The organism is Caulobacter sp. BP25 (genome assembly GCF_002737755.1).
Taxonomy (GTDB): domain Bacteria; phylum Pseudomonadota; class Alphaproteobacteria; order Caulobacterales; family Caulobacteraceae; genus Caulobacter.
In genome coordinates this window covers 77589-95073 of the sequence record NZ_PEGH01000010.1, presented here as the reverse complement: position 1 = coordinate 95073, position 17485 = coordinate 77589, and the positions used below count along the sequence as shown (strand labels likewise).

At 67.8% G+C, this 17485-nt stretch carries 15 protein-coding genes and 1 pseudogene; 10 read left to right on the top strand and 6 right to left on the bottom strand.

Annotated elements, in window-relative coordinates:
* Positions 1-84: 84 nt before the first annotated feature.
* On the bottom strand, positions 85-2526 hold the full coding sequence (gene hrpB, locus CSW59_RS07500; protein ID WP_099443449.1) for an ATP-dependent helicase HrpB: 2442 nt from the start codon (positions 2524-2526) through the stop codon (positions 85-87).
* A gap of 129 nt (positions 2527-2655) precedes the next feature.
* Here hrpB and CSW59_RS07495 point away from each other — a divergent pair, with 129 nt between their 5' ends.
* The 5 genes from CSW59_RS07495 to CSW59_RS07475 all read left to right on the top strand — a co-directional run bounded on the left by CSW59_RS07495 (position 2656) and on the right by CSW59_RS07475 (position 8251).
* Positions 2656-4284 (top strand): amino acid permease, encoded by a 1629-nt coding sequence (locus CSW59_RS07495; RefSeq protein ID WP_099443539.1) that lies wholly within the window; start codon positions 2656-2658, stop codon positions 4282-4284.
* 101 nt (positions 4285-4385) lie between these two features.
* Complete coding sequence (locus CSW59_RS07490) at positions 4386-5105, top strand: MBL fold metallo-hydrolase (RefSeq protein WP_369825752.1); 720 nt, start codon at positions 4386-4388, stop codon at positions 5103-5105.
* A gap of 89 nt (positions 5106-5194) precedes the next feature.
* The gene (locus CSW59_RS07485) at positions 5195-5959 is read left to right on the top strand and encodes a response regulator (RefSeq protein ID WP_099443448.1); all 765 of its coding nucleotides are present in this window, start codon (positions 5195-5197) and stop codon (positions 5957-5959) included.
* Positions 5956-7371 (top strand): ATP-binding protein, encoded by a 1416-nt coding sequence (locus CSW59_RS07480; protein ID WP_099443447.1) that lies wholly within the window; start codon positions 5956-5958, stop codon positions 7369-7371. Before CSW59_RS07485 ends, CSW59_RS07480 begins: the two co-directional genes overlap by 4 nt.
* A gap of 109 nt (positions 7372-7480) precedes the next feature.
* Entirely contained in the window at positions 7481-8251 is a 771-nt protein-coding gene (locus CSW59_RS07475) for a hypothetical protein (RefSeq protein WP_099443537.1), read from the top strand.
* A 2-nt stretch (positions 8252-8253) separates the two neighbouring features.
* On the opposite strand, the gene CSW59_RS07470 is transcribed toward CSW59_RS07475, so the two are convergent.
* Positions 8254-8922 carry a DUF1345 domain-containing protein gene (locus CSW59_RS07470; protein ID WP_099443446.1) on the bottom strand — a complete coding sequence of 223 codons (669 nt, stop codon included), beginning with the start codon at positions 8920-8922 and terminating at the stop codon, positions 8254-8256.
* A 119-nt stretch (positions 8923-9041) separates the two neighbouring features.
* On the opposite strand from CSW59_RS07470, the gene CSW59_RS20585 reads away from it, so the two are divergent.
* Positions 9042-9209 (top strand): hypothetical protein, encoded by a 168-nt coding sequence (locus CSW59_RS20585; protein ID WP_143754973.1) that lies wholly within the window; start codon positions 9042-9044, stop codon positions 9207-9209.
* Between the two features lie 9 nt (positions 9210-9218).
* Entirely contained in the window at positions 9219-9425 is a 207-nt protein-coding gene (locus CSW59_RS07465; protein WP_099443445.1) for a general stress protein, read from the top strand.
* Between the two features lie 83 nt (positions 9426-9508).
* Here CSW59_RS07465 and egtB read toward each other — a convergent pair whose 3' ends face one another.
* A complete protein-coding gene (egtB, locus tag CSW59_RS07460; protein WP_099443444.1) occupies positions 9509-11668 on the bottom strand; it encodes an ergothioneine biosynthesis protein EgtB in 2160 nt (719 codons plus the stop codon).
* 274 nt (positions 11669-11942) lie between these two features.
* Entirely contained in the window at positions 11943-12566 is a 624-nt protein-coding gene (locus tag CSW59_RS07455) for a TetR/AcrR family transcriptional regulator (protein ID WP_099443443.1), read from the bottom strand.
* A gap of 135 nt (positions 12567-12701) precedes the next feature.
* Here CSW59_RS07455 and CSW59_RS07450 point away from each other — a divergent pair, with 135 nt between their 5' ends.
* Together CSW59_RS07450 and CSW59_RS07445 are read left to right on the top strand one after the other, a co-directional pair.
* Positions 12702-13622, top strand: coding sequence for a haloalkane dehalogenase (locus CSW59_RS07450; protein ID WP_099443442.1), 921 nt, complete (start codon positions 12702-12704; stop codon positions 13620-13622).
* A complete protein-coding gene (locus tag CSW59_RS07445) occupies positions 13619-14035 on the top strand; it encodes a DUF1330 domain-containing protein (RefSeq protein ID WP_099443441.1) in 417 nt (138 codons plus the stop codon). Before CSW59_RS07450 ends, CSW59_RS07445 begins: the two co-directional genes overlap by 4 nt.
* On the opposite strand, the pseudogene CSW59_RS07440 reads toward CSW59_RS07445, so the two are convergent.
* Together CSW59_RS07440 and CSW59_RS07435 are read right to left on the bottom strand one after the other, a co-directional pair.
* Positions 14032-15014 (bottom strand): annotated as a pseudogene (locus CSW59_RS07440) (formylglycine-generating enzyme family protein). The gene CSW59_RS07445 and the pseudogene CSW59_RS07440 sit on opposite strands and share 4 nt — an antisense overlap.
* Positions 15015-15046: 32 nt before the next feature.
* Positions 15047-16702, bottom strand: coding sequence for a sulfatase-like hydrolase/transferase (locus tag CSW59_RS07435; RefSeq protein ID WP_201722739.1), 1656 nt, complete (start codon positions 16700-16702; stop codon positions 15047-15049).
* A 152-nt stretch (positions 16703-16854) separates the two neighbouring features.
* Here CSW59_RS07435 and lptC point away from each other — a divergent pair, with 152 nt between their 5' ends.
* Positions 16855-17484: an LPS export ABC transporter periplasmic protein LptC gene (gene lptC, locus CSW59_RS07430; RefSeq protein WP_099443535.1), complete on the top strand. Its 630-nt coding sequence runs from the start codon at positions 16855-16857 to the stop codon at positions 17482-17484.
* Position 17485 lies beyond the last annotated feature (1 nt).

Genomic DNA, 17485 nt, shown 5'->3' with positions numbered 1-17485 from the left:
GGCTAACGCCACATGCGTCCAGCTTGCCCCCTCAGTCGCTCCGCGACAGCTCCCCCGCAACGCGGGGAGGATCTTGATCACGCCTCACGTCCCTCTCGGCTTCGCCCGCGTCACTGGCGCGGCGCTGGCCGGATCATCCGGCCAGACGTGCCGGGGATAGCGGCCCTTCATCTCGACCTTCACCTCGCGCCACGAGCCCTTCCAGAAACCCGGCAGGTCCTTGGTGATCTGGATCGGGCGGTGGGCGGGCGACAGCAAGGCGAGCGTCAGCGGGACCTTGCCGCCCGCGACGCTGGGATGTTCGGCCAGGCCGTAGAGCTCCCCGACCCGGACCTCGACGCGGGGTCCTCCTTCAGCGGAATAGTCGATGGCGAAGCTGTTGCCGGTCGGCGCCTCGAAGCGGGCGGGCAGCAGGGCGTCCATCTTCCGCTGCAGGTCCCAGGTGACCAGAGTCTTCAGCGCGTCGTGCAGCGTCCCCTCATCCAGGCTCGATAGCGACGAGCGACCGGCCAGCAGCGGCTCCAGCCACTCGTCGAGGCGTTCGACCAGGGCGGCCTCTGACAGATCGGGCCAGTCGTCGCCATCGACCTCGCGCAGGAAGGCCACGCGGTCCAGCAGCGCCCTGCCCCGCTCGCCCAGGCGGAGCGCCGAAAGGCCCTCGGCGCGAACCTGGTCCAGCAGCGCGCCGGCGATCATCGCGGGGTCGGGGTTCTCGATCAGCCGCTCTTCCAGGACCAGCTTGCCCAGGCGCAGCAGCCGCTTGGCGCGCACCTTGCCGCCGGCGGTCTCCAGGCGGTCCTCGGCCACGAGGCGATCGGCGAAGGTCTCGCGCAGGTCGGCTTCCTCGACGGCGGCGGCCAGCAGGATGCGGTCACGGCTATCGCCACCGCCCAGCTCGCCGACGGCTAGCCAGGGCTCGCGCGCCAGGGGATCGGTGGGTTCCAGATAGACGCCGCGTCCGCCGGCCAGTTGGAACTCGCCCGGCTTGCCGCGCGCCTTGGCGACGCGCTCGGGATAGGCCTCGGCCAGCATCAGCCCGACTTCTAGTTCCTTGGCGCCCGAGGGCTTCCCGGCCGCGCGGGCCCAGCGCTCGACCAGTGCCATGGCGTCGCGGGCCCTCGGCGAGCGGTCGCGGTGTAGGTTTTCCAGCCGCCGACGCAGGTCGACGTCCTTGCCGCCCAGCCCCTGCTCGGTCAGCACGGCGGCGACCTCGGCGGCCTCGCGCGCCTGGCCGGAGGCCGCGCCACGCACGACCATATGCGCCAGACGCGGCGGTAGAGGCATGTCAGCCAACGCCTTGCCGTGGGCGGTCAGGTCGCCCTGGGCGTCCAGCGCCTGGATGCGGGTCAAGAGGCCCCGCGCCTCGGCGAAGGCGGCGGCCGGCGGCGGGTCGAGGAAGGTCAGGCCGTCCGCGTCGCGCGCGCCCCAGCGGGCGAGATCCAGCGCCAGCCGCGACAGGTCGGCCTCCAAGATCTCGGGTCGGGCGAAGGCGGGCAGAGCGCGGGTCTCGGGCTCGTCCCACAGGCGGTAGCAGACGCCCGGCTCGGTCCGGCCGGCGCGGCCTCGGCGCTGGTCGGCGGCGGCGCGGCTGACCCGCACGGTCTCCAGCCGCGTGATGCCCGAGGCCGGGTCATAGCGCGGCACGCGCGCGAGGCCCGCGTCGATCACGACGCGCACGCCCTCGATGGTCAGGCTGGTCTCCGCGATCGAGGTGGCCAACACAACCTTGCGGCGGCCGGCGGGCGCGGGCGAGATCGCGCGGTCCTGGGCGGCCGGCTCTAGCGCCCCATACAGCGGCGCGATATCGACATCAGGTCGGCGAAGGCGCTCGTTCAACCAGGTCTCGGCCCGGCGGATCTCGCCCTGCCCAGGCAGGAAGACCAGGACCGAGCCGCCCTCCTCGGCCAGGGCGCGCTCGACGGCGCGGCCGACCCGCTCTTCCAAGCGCTGCCGCTCGTCGCGGCTAAGATAGCGGGTGTCGACCGGGAACATCCGCCCCTGGCTCTCGACCACCGGAGCGTCGTCCAGCAGGGCCGAAATGCGGGCTCCGTCCAAGGTCGCGGACATGACCAGCAGGCGCAGGTCGTCGCGCAGCACGCTCTGCACATCACGGGCGAAGGCCAGGCCAAGATCGGCGTCGAGGCTGCGCTCGTGGAACTCGTCGAACAGCACGGCCGCGACGCCGTCCAGGCCCGGGTCGTCGAGAATCATCCGGGTGAAGACGCCCTCGGTGACGACCTCGATCCGCGTCCGGGCCGACACCTTGGACTGCAGGCGCACGCGAAAGCCCACGGTTTCGCCGACGCTCTGGCCCAGATTGGCCGCCATGCGTGAGGCCGCCGCCCGTGCGGCCAGGCGTCGAGGTTCCAGGACGATCAGCTTGCGGCCCTGAACCCACGGCTCTTCCAAGAGCGCCAAGGGAACGGCTGTGGTCTTGCCCGCGCCCGGCGGGGCGACAAGAACCGTCGCTTGCGAACCAAGCAGGGCCGCTCTCAGGGCGGGCAGAACATTCTCAATAGGCAGCATCAGGCGCAGACATAGTCCCTCATGAGCGGCTCGTCACCGCAAGGCATTGCGCGGCCGCCGCGAGCTGACTAACGTCGCCGCCCAGTGCCTGGCCGGCGGGGTTCGCTGGTCGATGGGGAAATGAACGACATGGCCGGAAACAGGCTATTCCTGAAAAAATCGATCGCGAGCATCCAAAAGGAAGCCGCCCATAGCCAACTCAAGCGTACGCTTGGTCCCATCAACCTCATGAGCTTGGGCGTCGGCGCCATCATCGGCGCCGGCATCTTTGTGCTGACCGGTCAGGTCGCTTCGGCGAACGCCGGCCCCGCCATCATGCTGTCGTTCATCGTCGCGGGCATCGCCTGCGCGCTGGCTGGCCTGTGCTACGCCGAACTGGCCTCGACCATGCCGGTGTCGGGCTCGGCCTACACCTATGCCTACGGCACGCTGGGCGAAGTCTTCGCCTGGATCATGGGCTGGCTGCTCGTGCTCGAATACGGCGTGGCCGCCTCGACCGTCGCGGTCGGCTGGTCGGGCTATGTCGTCAGCACCCTGCATGCCCTTGGGATAAACTTCCCAATGATCCAGGTCGCCGGTGCTGACGCGCCGATGTGGGCGACGCCGCTGATCCAAGCCGTGGCTGCGCCCGGCGGCGGCACCATGTTCGCCATGACCGGCACGCTGAACCTGGTGGCCGCCATCGGCATCGCCATGGTTTCGGCCCTGCTGGTGGTCGGCGTCAGCGAATCCGCCAACGTCAACAACGCCATCGTGGTCATCAAGGTGATCGTGCTGGTGACGTTCATCGCGGTAGGAGCGCAGTACATCAACCCGGCCAACTGGCACCCCTTCATCCCCGAGCCGACCGGCCAGCCCGGCGAGTTCGGCATCGGCGGCATCTTCCGCGGCGCCGCCATCATCTTCTTCGCCTATGTCGGCTTCGAAGCTGTTTCGACCGCCGCCGCCGAAGCCAAGAACCCCTCGCGCGACGTGCCAATCGGCATCCTGGGCGCCCTGGTGATCTGTACGCTGATCTACATGGCCGTCGCGGCCGTGATGACCGGCGTGGTGCCCTTCCGTGAACTGGCCAGCCCGGCCCCGATCGCCGTCGCCATCGACCGGATGGGCCTGGAATGGGCCGACATCCCGTACGCGGCGGCCGAAGGCGGCAAGCTGAACCTGCTCAGCTTCGCCATCAAGATCGGCGCCATCACGGGTCTTTCGTCGGTTATGCTGGTGCTGTGCTACGGCCAGACCCGCATCTTCTACACCATGGCCCGCGACGGCCTGCTGCCGAAGGTGTTCGCCGAGATCCACCCGAAGTTCCGCACCCCCTGGATGGGCACCATCCTGCTGGGCGTGGTGATCGCCATCGCCGCTTCGTTCCTGCCGATCAGCCTGCTGGGCGACCTGGTGTCGCTGGGCACTGCAGTCGCCTTCTCGATCGTCTGCTTGTCGGTGATCTATCTGCGCATCAAGCACCCCGACCTGCCGCGTCCGTTCAAGGTGCCGGGCGGCGTGTTCACCGCAGCGGCGGGCATCGCGGCCTGCTTGTTCCTGGCCTATCAGAACTTCCAGCCGATGATCGTTCACGCGATGAACGACAACCCGCTGCCGCTGATGATCCTGGGCGGTTACGCGGCGGTCGGCGCGGTGATCTACATCGCCTACGGCTTCTGGCACTCCAAGCTGGCCAAGGGCATCGACATCACCGAAGACACCGAGATGAACTCGCCGGCCGAGGCCATGGGCCGCGGCGTCGACGACGTGAAGTAGACAACGCGCTCAGCGTCGTCTCAGAAGGCCCGGGAGCGATCCTGGGCCTTCTTCTTTATCCGCGCGCGACTCCTTATGCTGTGCGTAAAGAGGAGCCGCTGATGACTTCGCCCGCCATGCCCATCGCCGCCGTGATCGCCCCGGTCACGCCGCTGCAGCAGAACTGCACGATCGTCTGGTGCGCGAAGACGATGAAGGCCGCGATCATAGACCCGGGCGGCGAGGTGGATCGCCTGCTGAAGGCGCTGGCCGAAAAGGGGCTGACGCTGGAGAAGATCTGGATCACCCACGGCCACATGGACCATGCCGGCGGCGCGGCCGAGCTGAAGGCGCGCACCGGCGTCCCGATCGAGGGCCCGCACGAGGCCGACCAGTTCTGGATCGACCGCATCCAGCAGAGCGGCGAGATGTACGGCATGCCCGAGGCTCGCATTTTCGTTACCGATCGCTGGCTTCAGGACGGCGACAAGGTCACGCTGGGCGAGACCGAGTTCGAGGTGCTTCACTGCCCGGGCCACACGCCGGGCCACGTCGTCTTCTTCCATCGCGAGACCAAGTTCGCCCAGGTCGGCGACGTACTGTTCCAGGGCTCGATCGGACGGACCGACTTTCCGTTGGGCAACCACCAGGACCTGATCGACGCCATTACCCAGAAGCTCTGGCCGCTGGGCGACGACGTGCGCTTCGTGCCGGGTCACGGCCCGATGTCCAGCTTCGGGGCCGAACGCCGCAGCAACCCGTTTGTCGGCGACCGCGCCGTGGCGGCCATGAAGGCTCAGGGCGAACGCTACCACGCGCCCAAAAACCACTCGCCAGGCTAAGGTCGGCGAAATCTGGACGTCTTGCGAGGGTTGCGCGGCTGTTTCAGAGATGAAATCAGAGCGTGACGGGGCCATGACAGGAAAGCCCAATGGAAAATGCCCAAAACACCGTCCAAGGCGATCCAGACGCCCCCCGGGGCGCGGCGCCGCGCATCCTGATCGTCGATGACGACCCCGGGATCCGTGACGTGGTCTCCGACTTCCTCACCCGCCACGGCTACGCGGTGGAGACAGCGCAAGACGCCCGCACCATGGAGCAGGTCCTGGCGCGAGGCCCGATCGACCTGGTGGTGCTGGATGTCATGCTGCCCGGCGAGGACGGCCTGGCGATCTGTCGCCGCCTGTCGTCCGCAACCGATGGCCCGGCCATCATCATGCTCTCGGCCATGGGCGAGGAAACCGACCGGATCGTCGGCCTCGAACTCGGCGCCGACGATTACCTGCCCAAGCCCTGCAACCCGCGCGAACTGCTAGCCCGTGTCCGCGCCGTGCTGCGCCGACGCCAGGAGCCCCGCGTGGCCGATGACGCCATGGGCGCTGCGTGCGAGTTCGCCGGCTGGCGACTGGATCTTGTCCGGCGCGAGCTGCGCTCGCCGCAGTCGGTCGTCGTGAACCTCTCCAGCGGCGAGTTCTCGCTGCTTCGCGCCTTCGTGGAGCGTCCGCAGCGCGTGCTGACCCGCGACCAGCTGCTGGACCTCGCCCGAGGCCGCGACAGCGACGCCTATGACCGCGCCATCGACGTCCAGATCAGCCGCCTGCGACGCAAGCTGGACGACGGCGGCGGCGGCGAATTGATCCGCACGATCCGCAGCGAAGGCTACATGTTCACCGCCAAGGTCGTGCGCACCCCATGACGATGTTTCGGCGCGGCGCGCCGCTGTTCGTTCAGGCGCTCGGCCTCGTCATCGTCACCTTGGTGGCGGCCCAGCTGATCGCGATCGCGGTCATCTTCAACCTGCCGCCTCCGCCGCCCGAATTCTACCGATCCGCCGAGATCGTCCGCGCGCTCAAGACCGGCCAGCCCGTCCAACCTCGCGACGGCCGACTGCTGGTGGTCAAGGAGCGTAGCGCCCTTCGCTCCAATGGGCAGGACAGCATCCGCCGCGCGGACTTCAAGGCGGGCATAGCGCGCGCGATCGGCGTTCCGGCCAATCGCGTCGAGCTGCAGATCGACAACGGTCCGCGCTTCTTCGTCCGCCGTAGCCCCGTCAACCCGCCCAAGATGTCGGATGGCGATCGCCCGCCTCCCGATGGCCGCCCTCCCCGCGAGCCGTTCGCCCGGGAGCCCGGCGCTGGCGGTCCGTCAGGCGCGCGCGGCCGTGACGAGCCACTGATCTTCGGCGACTTCAAGCTGGGCGTCCGGCAGAGCGACGGCCACTGGCTGGTCGTGGAGCCCAAGCCCACTTTCCGCCTGGACAGCTGGCAGCAGCGGATTCTGCTGATCCTGCTGCTGTCGGTGATCGCCGTGACGCCGCTGGCCTGGCTGTTCGCCCGTCGCCTGTCGCAGCCGATTACCGCCTTCGCCGACGCCGCAGAGCGTTTGGGGAAAGATCCGCGCACGCCGCCACTCAACCTCTCGGGTTCGACCGAGGTGGTCGCCGCCGCGTCGGCCTTTAACATGATGCAGGAGCGTCTGCGGCGTTACGTCGAAGATCGTACGGCCATGGTCGGGGCGATCGCCCACGATCTGCGCACGCCCCTCACCCGCTTAAAGTTCCGCATCGAAGCCGCGCCCGACGACATTCGCCCGAAACTGGCGGCCGATATCGACCAGATGGAGGCCATGATCGCCGCCACGCTGGGCTTCGTCCGTGACACCAACCGTCCGGCCGAGCGCACCAAGCTGGAGCTGGCCTCGCTTCTGGAAAGCGTGATGGACGAAGCAGCGGAGACCGGCGGCGACGCCACGGTCGAGCGCGCCGAGAAAACGATCATCGAGGGCGACCCCGTGGCGCTGAAACGCCTGGTGCAGAACCTGGTCGAGAACGCCCTGAAATACGGCGGCGCCGCGCGCGGACGCGTCTACGCCGAGGACGGCATGGCGATCATCGAGATCGACGACGATGGCCCCGGCGTGCCGCCGGCTGAAGTGGAGCGGGTGTTCGAGCCCTTCTATCGCGGGGAGCCCTCGCGCAATCGCGAAACCGGCGGCATGGGCCTGGGCCTGGCGGTGGTCCGCTCTCTGGCGCGCGCCCATGGCGGCGACGTCACCCTGGTCAACCGGCCGGAGGGCGGTTTGCGGGCCAGCGTGCGCCTGCCTGCCTGAGACTTGCGGGAACCAACCGATTGTTGCGCCGCCGTAAAGGCCGCCATCACCCCTGACATTGGCCGGCAATCCAGGGGGTCTTCAAAGCTTGGCGATGGAGACCCCCTCGATGATGTTACGCGCTCTCGCCCTGTCCGCGATCCTGGCCGCCGCCCTGTCCGCCTGCGCCAGCGGCCCGCCCGACGGCGGCCCCTCTGACCCGGATGGTTCTGACTTCGGACCGCCTGGTCGGGGCGGTCCGGGTGGCCCAGGCGGCGGTCCGCAACTATTCATCAGCCCCGCTGGCGAGCCGTTCCGCGCACCGCCCGGCCAGCCCTACCCCGTCACGACCTGGTTCGCCGGCGCCGACGCCAACCATGACGGCGCCCTGAGCCGGGAGGAGTTCGTCGCCGACTCCCTGCGGTTCTTTGCTGTGGTCGACGCGGACCGTGACGGAGTCATCGACGGTTTCGAGGTCTCGGCCTACGAGACGCGCATCGCGCCCGAGATCGTCGGTGGCGCGGCGCCCTCGATGCGACGTGGTCCCGCAGGACAGGGTCCCGGCGGCGGCGGCCCGCCCGGAGGCGGCATGGGCCCGAGCGGCGGCGGCGAGGGACCGAGCGGGGCTCGTCGGCGGAGCATGGGGGCAAACATGCTTCAGGGCGCCTCACTGTACGGCCTGATCGCCGAGCCTCAACCGGTCATGGGCGCAGACGCCGACTTCAATCGTCGCATCACCAAGGACGAGGCGACCAAGGCCGCCAAGACCCGCTTTGCCTTGCTCGATACCGACAAGGACGGCCTGCTGAAGCTGGAAGAGTTGCCCAAGACTCCGGCCCAGAAGATGGCCGAGGGCGGCAAGGATCGAGACAAGCGGGGCGGGCGTCCGCCCCGCCGATAGGCCTATCCGCCGATCAGGCTGGCAATGATGTTGATGCCCAGCGCCAGCACGGCGGTGTTGTAGAAGTACGCTGCCGCCGCGTGGGCGGTGACCAGGCGACGCAGCTTCGAGGTCAGGATGCTGTTATCCGACACCTGGAAGGTCGCGCCCACGCTAAAGGCCAGATAGGCGAAGTCGAGATAGCTGGTGGGCGGCTCCCCGGGAAACTGGATGCCGCCCTTGTCCTTGCCGGCCCCAAAATGGCGATGCGCGTAATGCAGGACGAACACCGTCTGCAGCACCAGCCAGGACAGGATCAGCGTCGCCATGGCGCTGCCGATGATGACGGCCCTGGCGCCGCTCAGCGCTTCCTTGACCACGATCATTGCGTCGACCACCGCGCCGAGGCTGGCGGCTATGGCCGTCAAGACGATCAACATCAGCACTGGGACGCCCTCGTCGTAGAGGGCCGCTCGCGATTTCAGCTCAGCCTCGTCGGACCGAATAAACAGGGTCCACATCGTCAAGAGATAGACGAGCGCACCGCTGTCCCAGGCCAGCAGAAGGTGGGTTTCACGCGGCGCGTCGAAATATGTCGCCGTGACCCAGGCGATGATCCCGGTCGCGAAGGCGGCGGCCAGACGCCAATGAGACATGGCGCGAGAGAGCGTCTGCTTGGTGCTGCGCGGCATTCTCGGACGACTCCTTGGCGCACGGACATTCCCGCTCCGGCGTAATTAGTGCGGCTTCATGGTGAACCGAAAGCGTCTTCGCTGGTTACTTCACCGGAACGCGCAGGAAACGAAGCCAGATGACCGACACCGACGCCCCGCCCCCGATCGAGCCCAAGCCGCCCGAATACGAGCCCGGCGTCGTCCCCGTCGAGGAGCCCCCAACCTCGCCGCCGGTCGATCCTAGGGACGATCGTCCCTATGGCGTCGCGCCCTCGCCCGTACCGCCTGTGACCAGTCCCGACTAGGAGCCCCAGATGGACACCGATAGCGAACGTCCCCGCGGTCGTCGCGGTTTCGCCGCCATGGACCCGGAACGCCGTCGCGAGATCGCCAGGAAAGGCGGAGCGAGCGTACCGAGTGAAAAGCGCAGCTTCGCCAAGGATCGCGACCTGGCCGCCAACGCCGGCCGCAAGGGCGGATCGTCTTCGCGCAGCGGTCGTCCCGGCCAGCGCGGGCTTTAGATCGTCGAACTCCGGTTCGAACGCGCCGGTTCCGAGCCCCTCGGAACCGGCGCTTTTTCGTGTTCGCGCGTCGCCGGCGACGATCAAGCCGCCAGCATGTAGACCGCGAAGGCGGGATCTGGGCTGACCCAGCGCCGCGCCACGGTCCAGCCCGCGCGACCGGCGATGGCTTCGAATGCTTCCGGCCGATACTTGTAGGAGTTCTCCGTGTGGATGGTCTCGCCCTTAGCGAAGCGCACGCCACGATCGCCGACCATAACGATCTTGTCGCGGACGCTCTCCAGATGCATCTCGATCCGGCTTTCTTCGGCGTTCCAGACGGCGCGGTGCGCGAAGGCCTCCGGATCAAAGCTCCCGCCCAGTTCACGATTGATGTGGACCAGGATGTTGCGATTGAAGGCCGCCGTAACACCCCGCGCGTCGTCATAGGCCGGGATCAGCACACCCGGGTCCTTTGCGACGTCCGCGCCGATGACGAATATGGCGCCCTCACCCAGCCATTCGCGCGCCTGGCGCAGCAAGACCTCAGCCTCGTCGGGTGAGAAGTTTCCAATCGTCGACCCGGGAAAGAAACCCACAATCGGGCGCCCTCGCGCGCCTTCCGGCGCCGATAAGGCCTTGGTGAAATCCCCGACCAGAGGCGCGACCGTCAGATTGGGATAGTCCGCCCGCAGGCTGGCGGCCGCCGCGTCCAGCGCGGTTGGACTGATGTCGATCGGCGCATAGACCGACACCTGCGGCGCCGCATCTAGCAGGATGCGGGTCTTGGTGCTGGCGCCGCTGCCGAACTCGACGAGAGCCGCATCACCCGGGATGCACGCGGCGATCTCCGGCGCGATCTCGCGCAACAGCGCCGTCTCGGTCCGGGTCAGATAGTACTCCGGCAGCGCGCAGATCTGTTCGAACAGACGGGAACCCTCGGCGTCGTAGAAGTACTTGGCCGGAAGGGTCTTGGGCGTCGCCGAAAGGCCCGCGACGACCTCGTCAAGGAAAGAACTGGCAGGCGTCGCCTCGTCCAGACCATCGTCGTCGGCCAGCCGAACCCCTGCGAACATCCAACGCCGATCAGGATGGAAGAAGTTCCGGTAAGTCGCCCGCGAGTGACCAGGCGGCGTGGCCTGGCACCCGCCGCGCAGCACCATCTGGTTGACCATGAACTTGCCATTGTACTCGCCCAGCGCTCCAGGCCCCGGCTTGAAGCCTGGATAGGGAGCATAGGCGCTGGAGGTCCACTGCCAGGCCGCTCCATAAAGCTGCCGCGGCGCCATACCTCCCGGCGCCGTAGCGGCCACTTCCCATTCGGCCTCGGTGGGCAGCCGTCGGCCAGCCCAGGCCGCGAAGGCGGCGGCCTCATAATAGCTGACGTGGACGACCGGAGCGTTAGGATCGACAGGCCGCCGCCCCTGCAGACTCATGGCGGTCCAGGTCCTGTCTTCCTCCCGTCGCCAATAGGCAGGCGCGGTCCAACCTTCTTCCCGAGCCCTGGTCCACCCTTCGGAAAGCCAGAGGTCGACGCGCTGATAGCCCCCGGCGTCGATAAACGCGATCCACTCACCATTGGTCACCAGGCGATCCGACAGGCGGAAGGGCGCGACATAAACGCGATGTCGGGGGCGCTCATTGTCGAAGGCGAAACCTGCTTTCTCGGCGCCGATCTCGACAACCCCGCCCTCGAAGCGATGGAAACGTTGCGCTCCCGGATCAGCGCGCCCGGCGGCGGCCGATTGGTAGGCCGGGCTGAGCGGCGATTGGGCGAACAAATGCAAGATGTCCATCAGGATCAGCTCCTGATGTTGCTCCTCATGGGCCAGGCCAAGCTCGAGGCGCTCGCTGATCTCGGCGGTCAGGGGCCCGACCAGCAGGCGCTCCATGGCCGCGTCGACGTGAGCGCGATAGGCGCCGATCGCCGGTGTCGACGGTCGTGTCAGCAAGCCGCGCTCAGGCCGAGGCTGCCGAGGCCCGACGGCCTCATAGTAGGAGTTGAATAGGTAGCCGTAGTCGCGGTCATGAACGGCGTAGCCGGGCAGAAACGGGACCAGAAGAAAGGTCTCGAAGAACCAGGTGGTATGGGCCCGATGCCACTTGGTCGGGCTGGCGTCCGGCATGGACTGAGCGGCCTGGTCTTCGGGCGACAAGGGCGCGGCCAGGGCCTCGGTGCGCCGGCGGACCCGGCGATAGCGCTCGGCTGCGGCGGAAGCCTCGACATCGGCCATATCTATGACGGGCAGGTCGTCGGGGGTCATGGAGCTCCTCGGGCGTGGTGGCGCTTGCCCGTCCAGGCGACGACAACGCTCGCGAAACCTCGGCGTTCCAACCTGTGCTGGCAACCCGCATCGGCTCGCGCTGCTGACAGGGCGTGTCAGGAAGCGCGCGAGACCTGGGAGCAAGGCATGGAGGATCGCTTCGCGCGGCGCCGTCTTTCTTCGGCAAGGCCTCCGATCGCCCCTTACGGTCGGATGCCCGCCGGCCGGGGAATTGAGCAGCTCCGGCCGGCCCCTTTCGCGCTGGGACGATGCCTCAAGCAGCGTCGGCGCGATCCAGTAGCGCCGAGATTGCCGCCTGAAGGACTTCGGTCGTCGCCTCGACGGAAAGCTCCTGCTCCTGACGCAGCCGTCGCCAGGCGTCAAAACTCAGCAACAGATCAATCGCCTCGAAAAGATTGCGGGCGCCCGTCAGGCTGGCCGGCAATTCACGCCTCAGAATGTCGCGAGCGCCGGCGACCAGCCTGGCGTTGTCCAAGGTCAGAACCGAGGATTGATGCCGATGGACCGCCGAGGCCCGTTTGAACGGAGCGATGCGTTCGTAGGCCCAGCCGCGACGCTCGACCAGCTCTAGCACCCGCTCGCGCCAGCCGACGGCCTTGAAAGGCGTGTCAGCCAAGGCGACCAGTTCGGCCTCGATGACGCCCGACATCTCGCGATAGAGGCTCTCCAGATCCTTGAAGTGCCGGAACACGGTGCGCAGGCCAACGTTCGCCCGCGACGCCACGAGCTCGGCGGAGGGCGAGACATGGCCTTCGCGAACCAAGTCCAGCATCGCCTGGACGATGCGGGCCCGGCTGTCCTGTCCCCGCCGCCGCCGCCCATCGGGGGACAGCTCATCGTGGGGCGGATGGGGAAGAAGATAGCGCGCGCGGTCCAAATCCGGAGCCTCCTTCCCCTTGCTTAGCGTCCGACAGCCACGACCGCCACCCGCCTCGCGGCTGTCGTGCTTGACAGCAGGCGATATAGTGACACTCATTATGTCAATAATGCAGAGATCGAAGGGAGAGACGCCATGGATGTGCTGCGGACGCCGGATGAGCGGTTCGAGGGCTTGGCGGATTGGACCTACGCCCCCGGCTACACCGAAATCACCGATGCGAACGGGACGCGCCTGCGGATCCATCATGTCGACGAGGGCCCGCGCGACCAGCGCCCCATCCTGCTGATGCATGGCGAGCCCTCTTGGGCCTATCTATATCGCAAGATCATCGCCGACCTGGCCGGCCGGGGCCGCCGAGCGGTCGCTCCCGACCTTGTCGGCTTCGGCCGCTCGGATAAGCCGGCGTCCCGAACCGACTACACCTACGAGCGACACGTGGCCTGGATGAGCGACTGGCTCGTCCGCAACGACCTGAAGGACATCGTCCTCTTTTGCCAGGACTGGGGCGGCCTGATCGGCCTTCGCCTCGTGGCGGCCTTCCCCGAACGCTTCGCGGCGGTGGTCGTGTCCAACACCGGCATGCCGGTGGGCTATGGCAAGACCGAGGGCTTCGAGGCCTGGCTGAACTTCAGCCAGAACGTGCCAGAGATGCCGATCGGCTTCATCCTGAACGGCGGGACGGCGCGCGATCTATCCGACGCCGAACGCGCCGCCTACGACGCGCCTTTCCCGGACGAGCGCTACAAGGAGGGCGCCCGGCAGTTCCCGGCTCTGGTGCCGATCACGCTCGAACACGCCTCCGTGGCCGAGAACGAAGCGGCCTGGAAGGTTCTGGAGCGCTTCGACAAGCCATTCCTGACCGCCTTCTCGGACGGCGATCCGATCACCCGCGGCGGCGAAGCCATCTTCCAGGCGCGCGTGCCGGCGACCCAGAAATCCAAGCACGTGACGCTGAAGGGCGGGCACTTCATCCAAGAAGACGCCCCCGCCGAGATCGCGGCCCTGCTGGACGAGCTCGTAGCCTCCCTGCCCCAGCCGGAGATGGTCGCGTGAAGGTCGAGAACGCAGTCTTTCCCGGTCCTGAGCAGATCGCGACCTTCTTCGGTGCGCCAGAGGACGGGCCGTTCGTGATGGTCAACCTGCTGAAGTTCCATGAGAAGGCTCAGTATCCGGACGGCTCGGACAGCCATCTTTCCGGTCGTGAGGCCTACGCCCGCTACGGCGAGCTGGTCAGCAAGTTGGTCGAAGGTCTGGGCGGACGCATCCGCTACAGCGGCGCGGTGACGGGTCTGCTGCTGGGCGAGGTCGAAGAGCTATGGGACGCGGTCGCCCTGGCCGAGTATCCGTCGCTCGCCGCCTTCCAGGCCATGGCCATGTCGCCGGAGATGCACGCCATCGAGCACCACCGCAAAGCTGGCTTGGCCGGCCAGTTGAACATCCGCACACGGCCGGGACCGGGCTTCTAGCGCTCCCTCAGAACAGTGCGGAAGCCAACGTGCGAGGCCCCGCTATCCGGCGGCCCCGGCGTGCGCGCGGCGGGGCGATAGCGGAAACAGTAGTCGTCCGTGCACAGGAACGAGCCGCCCTTGATCACGTGCTTGGCGACGTTCGGCTCGTCCGGGTCCAGCGCCCGAACCTCGGGCGGTCCGCCCGTCTCGATCACGCTAGCGGGCTCCAGGCCGGGCTTGAACCAGTCCTTGGTCCATTCCCAGACGTTGCCGGCCATATCGGAGAGGCCATAGCCATTGGGAGGAAAGCAGCCCACGGGCGCCGGCCTTGCCTTGAAGCCGTCCTCGCCGAGGTCCTGGGCGGGAAAGACGCCCTGCCAGGTGTTGGCCCTGGGACGTCCGGCGTCCTGCGGCTGATCTCCCCAGGCGTAGCGCTTGGCGACCAGGCCGCCGCGCGCGGCGTACTCCCACTCAGCCTCGGTCGGCAGGTCGCGGCCCAGCCAGCGCGCGTAGGCCATGGCGTCCTCCCAAGCGATATGGACGACAGGCCAGGCCTCCTTGCCCCGGATGCTGGAGGCCGGTCCTTCGGGATGCCGCCAGTCGGCGCCGGGGATGGCCCGCCACCATTGCGAAGGATCGTCCGACCTCGCTCCTTTTTCCCCCACGAAAACGAGCGAGGCCGGACGCCGCTGCGCCGCCGACAACGAGGCGTCGCGCGCGGGATCGAGCGGCCGTTCGGCCACGGTGCGGTAGCCCGTGGCCGCGACGAACCGCGCGAAGGCGGCGTTGGTGACTTCGGTGCGGTCGATCCAGAACGGCGCGACGCGGACCGTCTCCGGGGGCCCTCCTCCGGGCGGATCGGCGCGCCGCCCATCAGGAAATCCCCGCCAGACAACCGAACCATGCCCGCCGTGCGATGGGCCGGGTCCGGAACCGGCAGGTCGACCCGGCAGGCCTTGGGCGTCTTCGGACCACATGCCGCCAACGAGACGGCGATAACCGCGCCCGCGAACCAAGAGAGCGACGTCTTCAGTTGTCCCAATAGACATACTCGTCGCTAGGCGTGGACGGCTGACCGCTCGGGTGGTCGACATAGATCGCGCCCGACAGCAGCGAGGGCCAGGCCGGCTTGACCATCTGGCTGTCCAGCTGCGCCAGGATCGCCCGAAGCTCGCGAACCTTGTCAGGACGCGCCTTGGAAAGCTCGCGCTGTTCGGTCGGATCGTTGGCCAGGTCAAACAGCCAGACCCGGTTCGGCTCCTGGGCGACCTGCAGCTTCCACCCGCCCGCCATCACGACCTTGTAGCGGCCCGACCGCCAGTACATCGCCTTGTGCGGATCGCCCGAGGCCCGTCCCTTCACGAACGGAACCAGGTCGACGCCGTCGATCACGCGGTCGGCTGGTGGGCTGGCGCCGGCCGCGCCGGCGGCGGTTGCGAAGATGTCCACGTGGCCCACCGGGCTGCGATAGATCGCGCCGGCCGGCAGCTGGGCGGGCCAGCGCAGCAGGAAAGGCGCCTTGATCCCCCCTTCGAAGAACGTCGCCTTCCAACCGCGATAGGGTCGGTTCAGGTCCGGCAGTCCGACATAGTTCGCCCCGCCGTTGTCGGAGGTAAAGATCACCAGGGTGTTGTCGTCCAGTCCTCGATCCTTGAGCGCTTGCAGCACGCGTCCGACATTGCGGTCCAGGTTGCGGACCATGGCGGCGTAGACGCGCAGACGGTGATCCTTGACCCCCGAGAGGGCGTCGTAATCCGCCTTGGGCGCCTGCAACGGCGTGTGGACGGCGTTATAGGCCAGGTAGAGGAAGAAGGGCCGATTACGGTTGGCGTCGATCGCCGCGACCGCCTGATCGGTCAAGTAGTCGGTCATGTAGCGGTTCGGGTGGAACAGCGGTCCGCCGTTGTACTGCACCGCATAGGGCAACGCGCCCCACAGGAACTTGTCGATCGGGTCGAAGTCCTGACGTGACTCGACGACAGACGCATCGCCAACCGGCGCGAACAGCGAGGCTCCGGCCATGAACCCCAAGCTCTCGTCAAAGCCCTGATCCTCTGGCCGCGAGCCCTTGATCCCGCCCAGGTGCCACTTGCCCAGGTGGACCGTGTGATAGCCCCGTGTCTTCAGCACCTCGGCGATGGTCACCTCAGTCGGCGGTACGACTTCGGTATTGTCATCCTTGGGCGCGTTCTTGACCTCGGCGGCGTTGAAGCGCGAGGGATGCAGAGTATCCCCAGCATGCCCCCCGACGACTCGTGAGAAGGCTACGGGCGTGGGCGTGAATTCGAAGCCGAACCGGGTGGCGTAGCGGCCCGTCATGATCGCGGCGCGCGACGGCGCGCAGGTGGCGTTGCCCGCGTAGCCGTTGGCGAAGGTCACGCCGTCATGGGCCAAGGAATCTATCGCGGGCGTCGGGACCGCCCCGCCCGCCACGCCGCCACCGTTCAGCGTGATGTCGTTGTAGCCAAGGTCATCGGCCAGGATGAACACCACGTTCGGCGGGCGGCCTGTCGCGGATGGCGGCGTCTCAGCCCCTTGGCTCCAGGAGACGGGGCGATAGGCCTCGATCTTCGACTGATTGAGGCGGGCATAGAGGATGATCAGGTCGAAGCGGAAGAACCACAGGGCCGCGCCGGTCACGCCCAGAGCCAGCGCCGCCGCGCAAAACGCCTTTAGGACCCTCATACTCGCCTTCCCTCGCTCGCGGCGACCAGCTTATATAGTGACACAATAAGTGTCGATAGATCGCTTTCAGCGATCGCGCGCGCGGAGGCAACCGGGCGAACCGGAAACAAAGGTCTTGGGCGAACGGCGGCGTAGGACTATCCATGGCCGAAATGCTCACCCAGACCGACGGCTCCGCCGCCATCCCAATGCTCAGCGCCGCAGAACGGGCCCGCAACCGGCGCCGGGCGCCGGTCCGTCGCCTGCGTCTGGGTCTGGCGATTTTCGCGACCGTCATCGGCGCGGCGGTCGTGGGGCAAGCCTCCTGGCGCAGCCTGGCCTCAAGCAAGCTGCAAACTCAGGCGGCCTCGACGCCTCTTCTGCTCGAGAAGCCCCGCTTCACGGGCGTGCTGAAGGACGGCCGCCCGTTTCTGATCACCGCCGAGCGCGCCGAGCGCGACTCCGAAGACGCGGATCTGGTCCGCCTCAGCGCCCCCACGCTCGTCCGTGGTTACGGCCAGCCGGACTCCAGTCAGGCGACCGCCAAGAGCGGTGTCTACCGCGAGGCCGCACGCACCTTGCTACTGACACAAGACGTGAAGATCACCAGCGGCGAGGGCTATGAGTTCGACGCGCCTCAGGCCCTGATCGACATGCGGACCGGCGAAGTCAGCGGAGACGCCGGCGTCGCGGGCCAGGGCCCCAACGCCAGCACCCGAGCCAACGCCTACAGCGTCACCGATAAGGGCGACCGGGTCATTCTGAAGGGCGGAGTCCGCACCCGCCTGGAGCCGCGTCCCTGAC

Coding starts and splice junctions, on each gene's coding strand:
- CSW59_RS07450 (WP_099443442.1), top strand. CDS start 12,702: ATGGATGTGCTGCGGACGCCGGATGAGCGGTTCGAGGGCTTGGCGGAT.
- hrpB (WP_099443449.1), bottom strand. CDS start 2,526: ATGCTGCCTATTGAGAATGTTCTGCCCGCCCTGAGAGCGGCCCTGCTT.
- CSW59_RS07490 (WP_369825752.1), top strand. CDS start 4,386: ATGACTTCGCCCGCCATGCCCATCGCCGCCGTGATCGCCCCGGTCACG.
- egtB (WP_099443444.1), bottom strand. CDS start 11,668: ATGACCCCCGACGACCTGCCCGTCATAGATATGGCCGATGTCGAGGCT.
- CSW59_RS07435 (WP_201722739.1), bottom strand. CDS start 16,702: ATGAGGGTCCTAAAGGCGTTTTGCGCGGCGGCGCTGGCTCTGGGCGTG.
- CSW59_RS07480 (WP_099443447.1), top strand. CDS start 5,956: ATGACGATGTTTCGGCGCGGCGCGCCGCTGTTCGTTCAGGCGCTCGGC.
- CSW59_RS20585 (WP_143754973.1), top strand. CDS start 9,042: ATGACCGACACCGACGCCCCGCCCCCGATCGAGCCCAAGCCGCCCGAA.
- lptC (WP_099443535.1), top strand. CDS start 16,855: ATGCTCACCCAGACCGACGGCTCCGCCGCCATCCCAATGCTCAGCGCC.
- CSW59_RS07465 (WP_099443445.1), top strand. CDS start 9,219: ATGGACACCGATAGCGAACGTCCCCGCGGTCGTCGCGGTTTCGCCGCC.
- CSW59_RS07475 (WP_099443537.1), top strand. CDS start 7,481: ATGATGTTACGCGCTCTCGCCCTGTCCGCGATCCTGGCCGCCGCCCTG.
- CSW59_RS07485 (WP_099443448.1), top strand. CDS start 5,195: ATGGAAAATGCCCAAAACACCGTCCAAGGCGATCCAGACGCCCCCCGG.
- CSW59_RS07495 (WP_099443539.1), top strand. CDS start 2,656: ATGGCCGGAAACAGGCTATTCCTGAAAAAATCGATCGCGAGCATCCAA.
- CSW59_RS07470 (WP_099443446.1), bottom strand. CDS start 8,922: ATGCCGCGCAGCACCAAGCAGACGCTCTCTCGCGCCATGTCTCATTGG.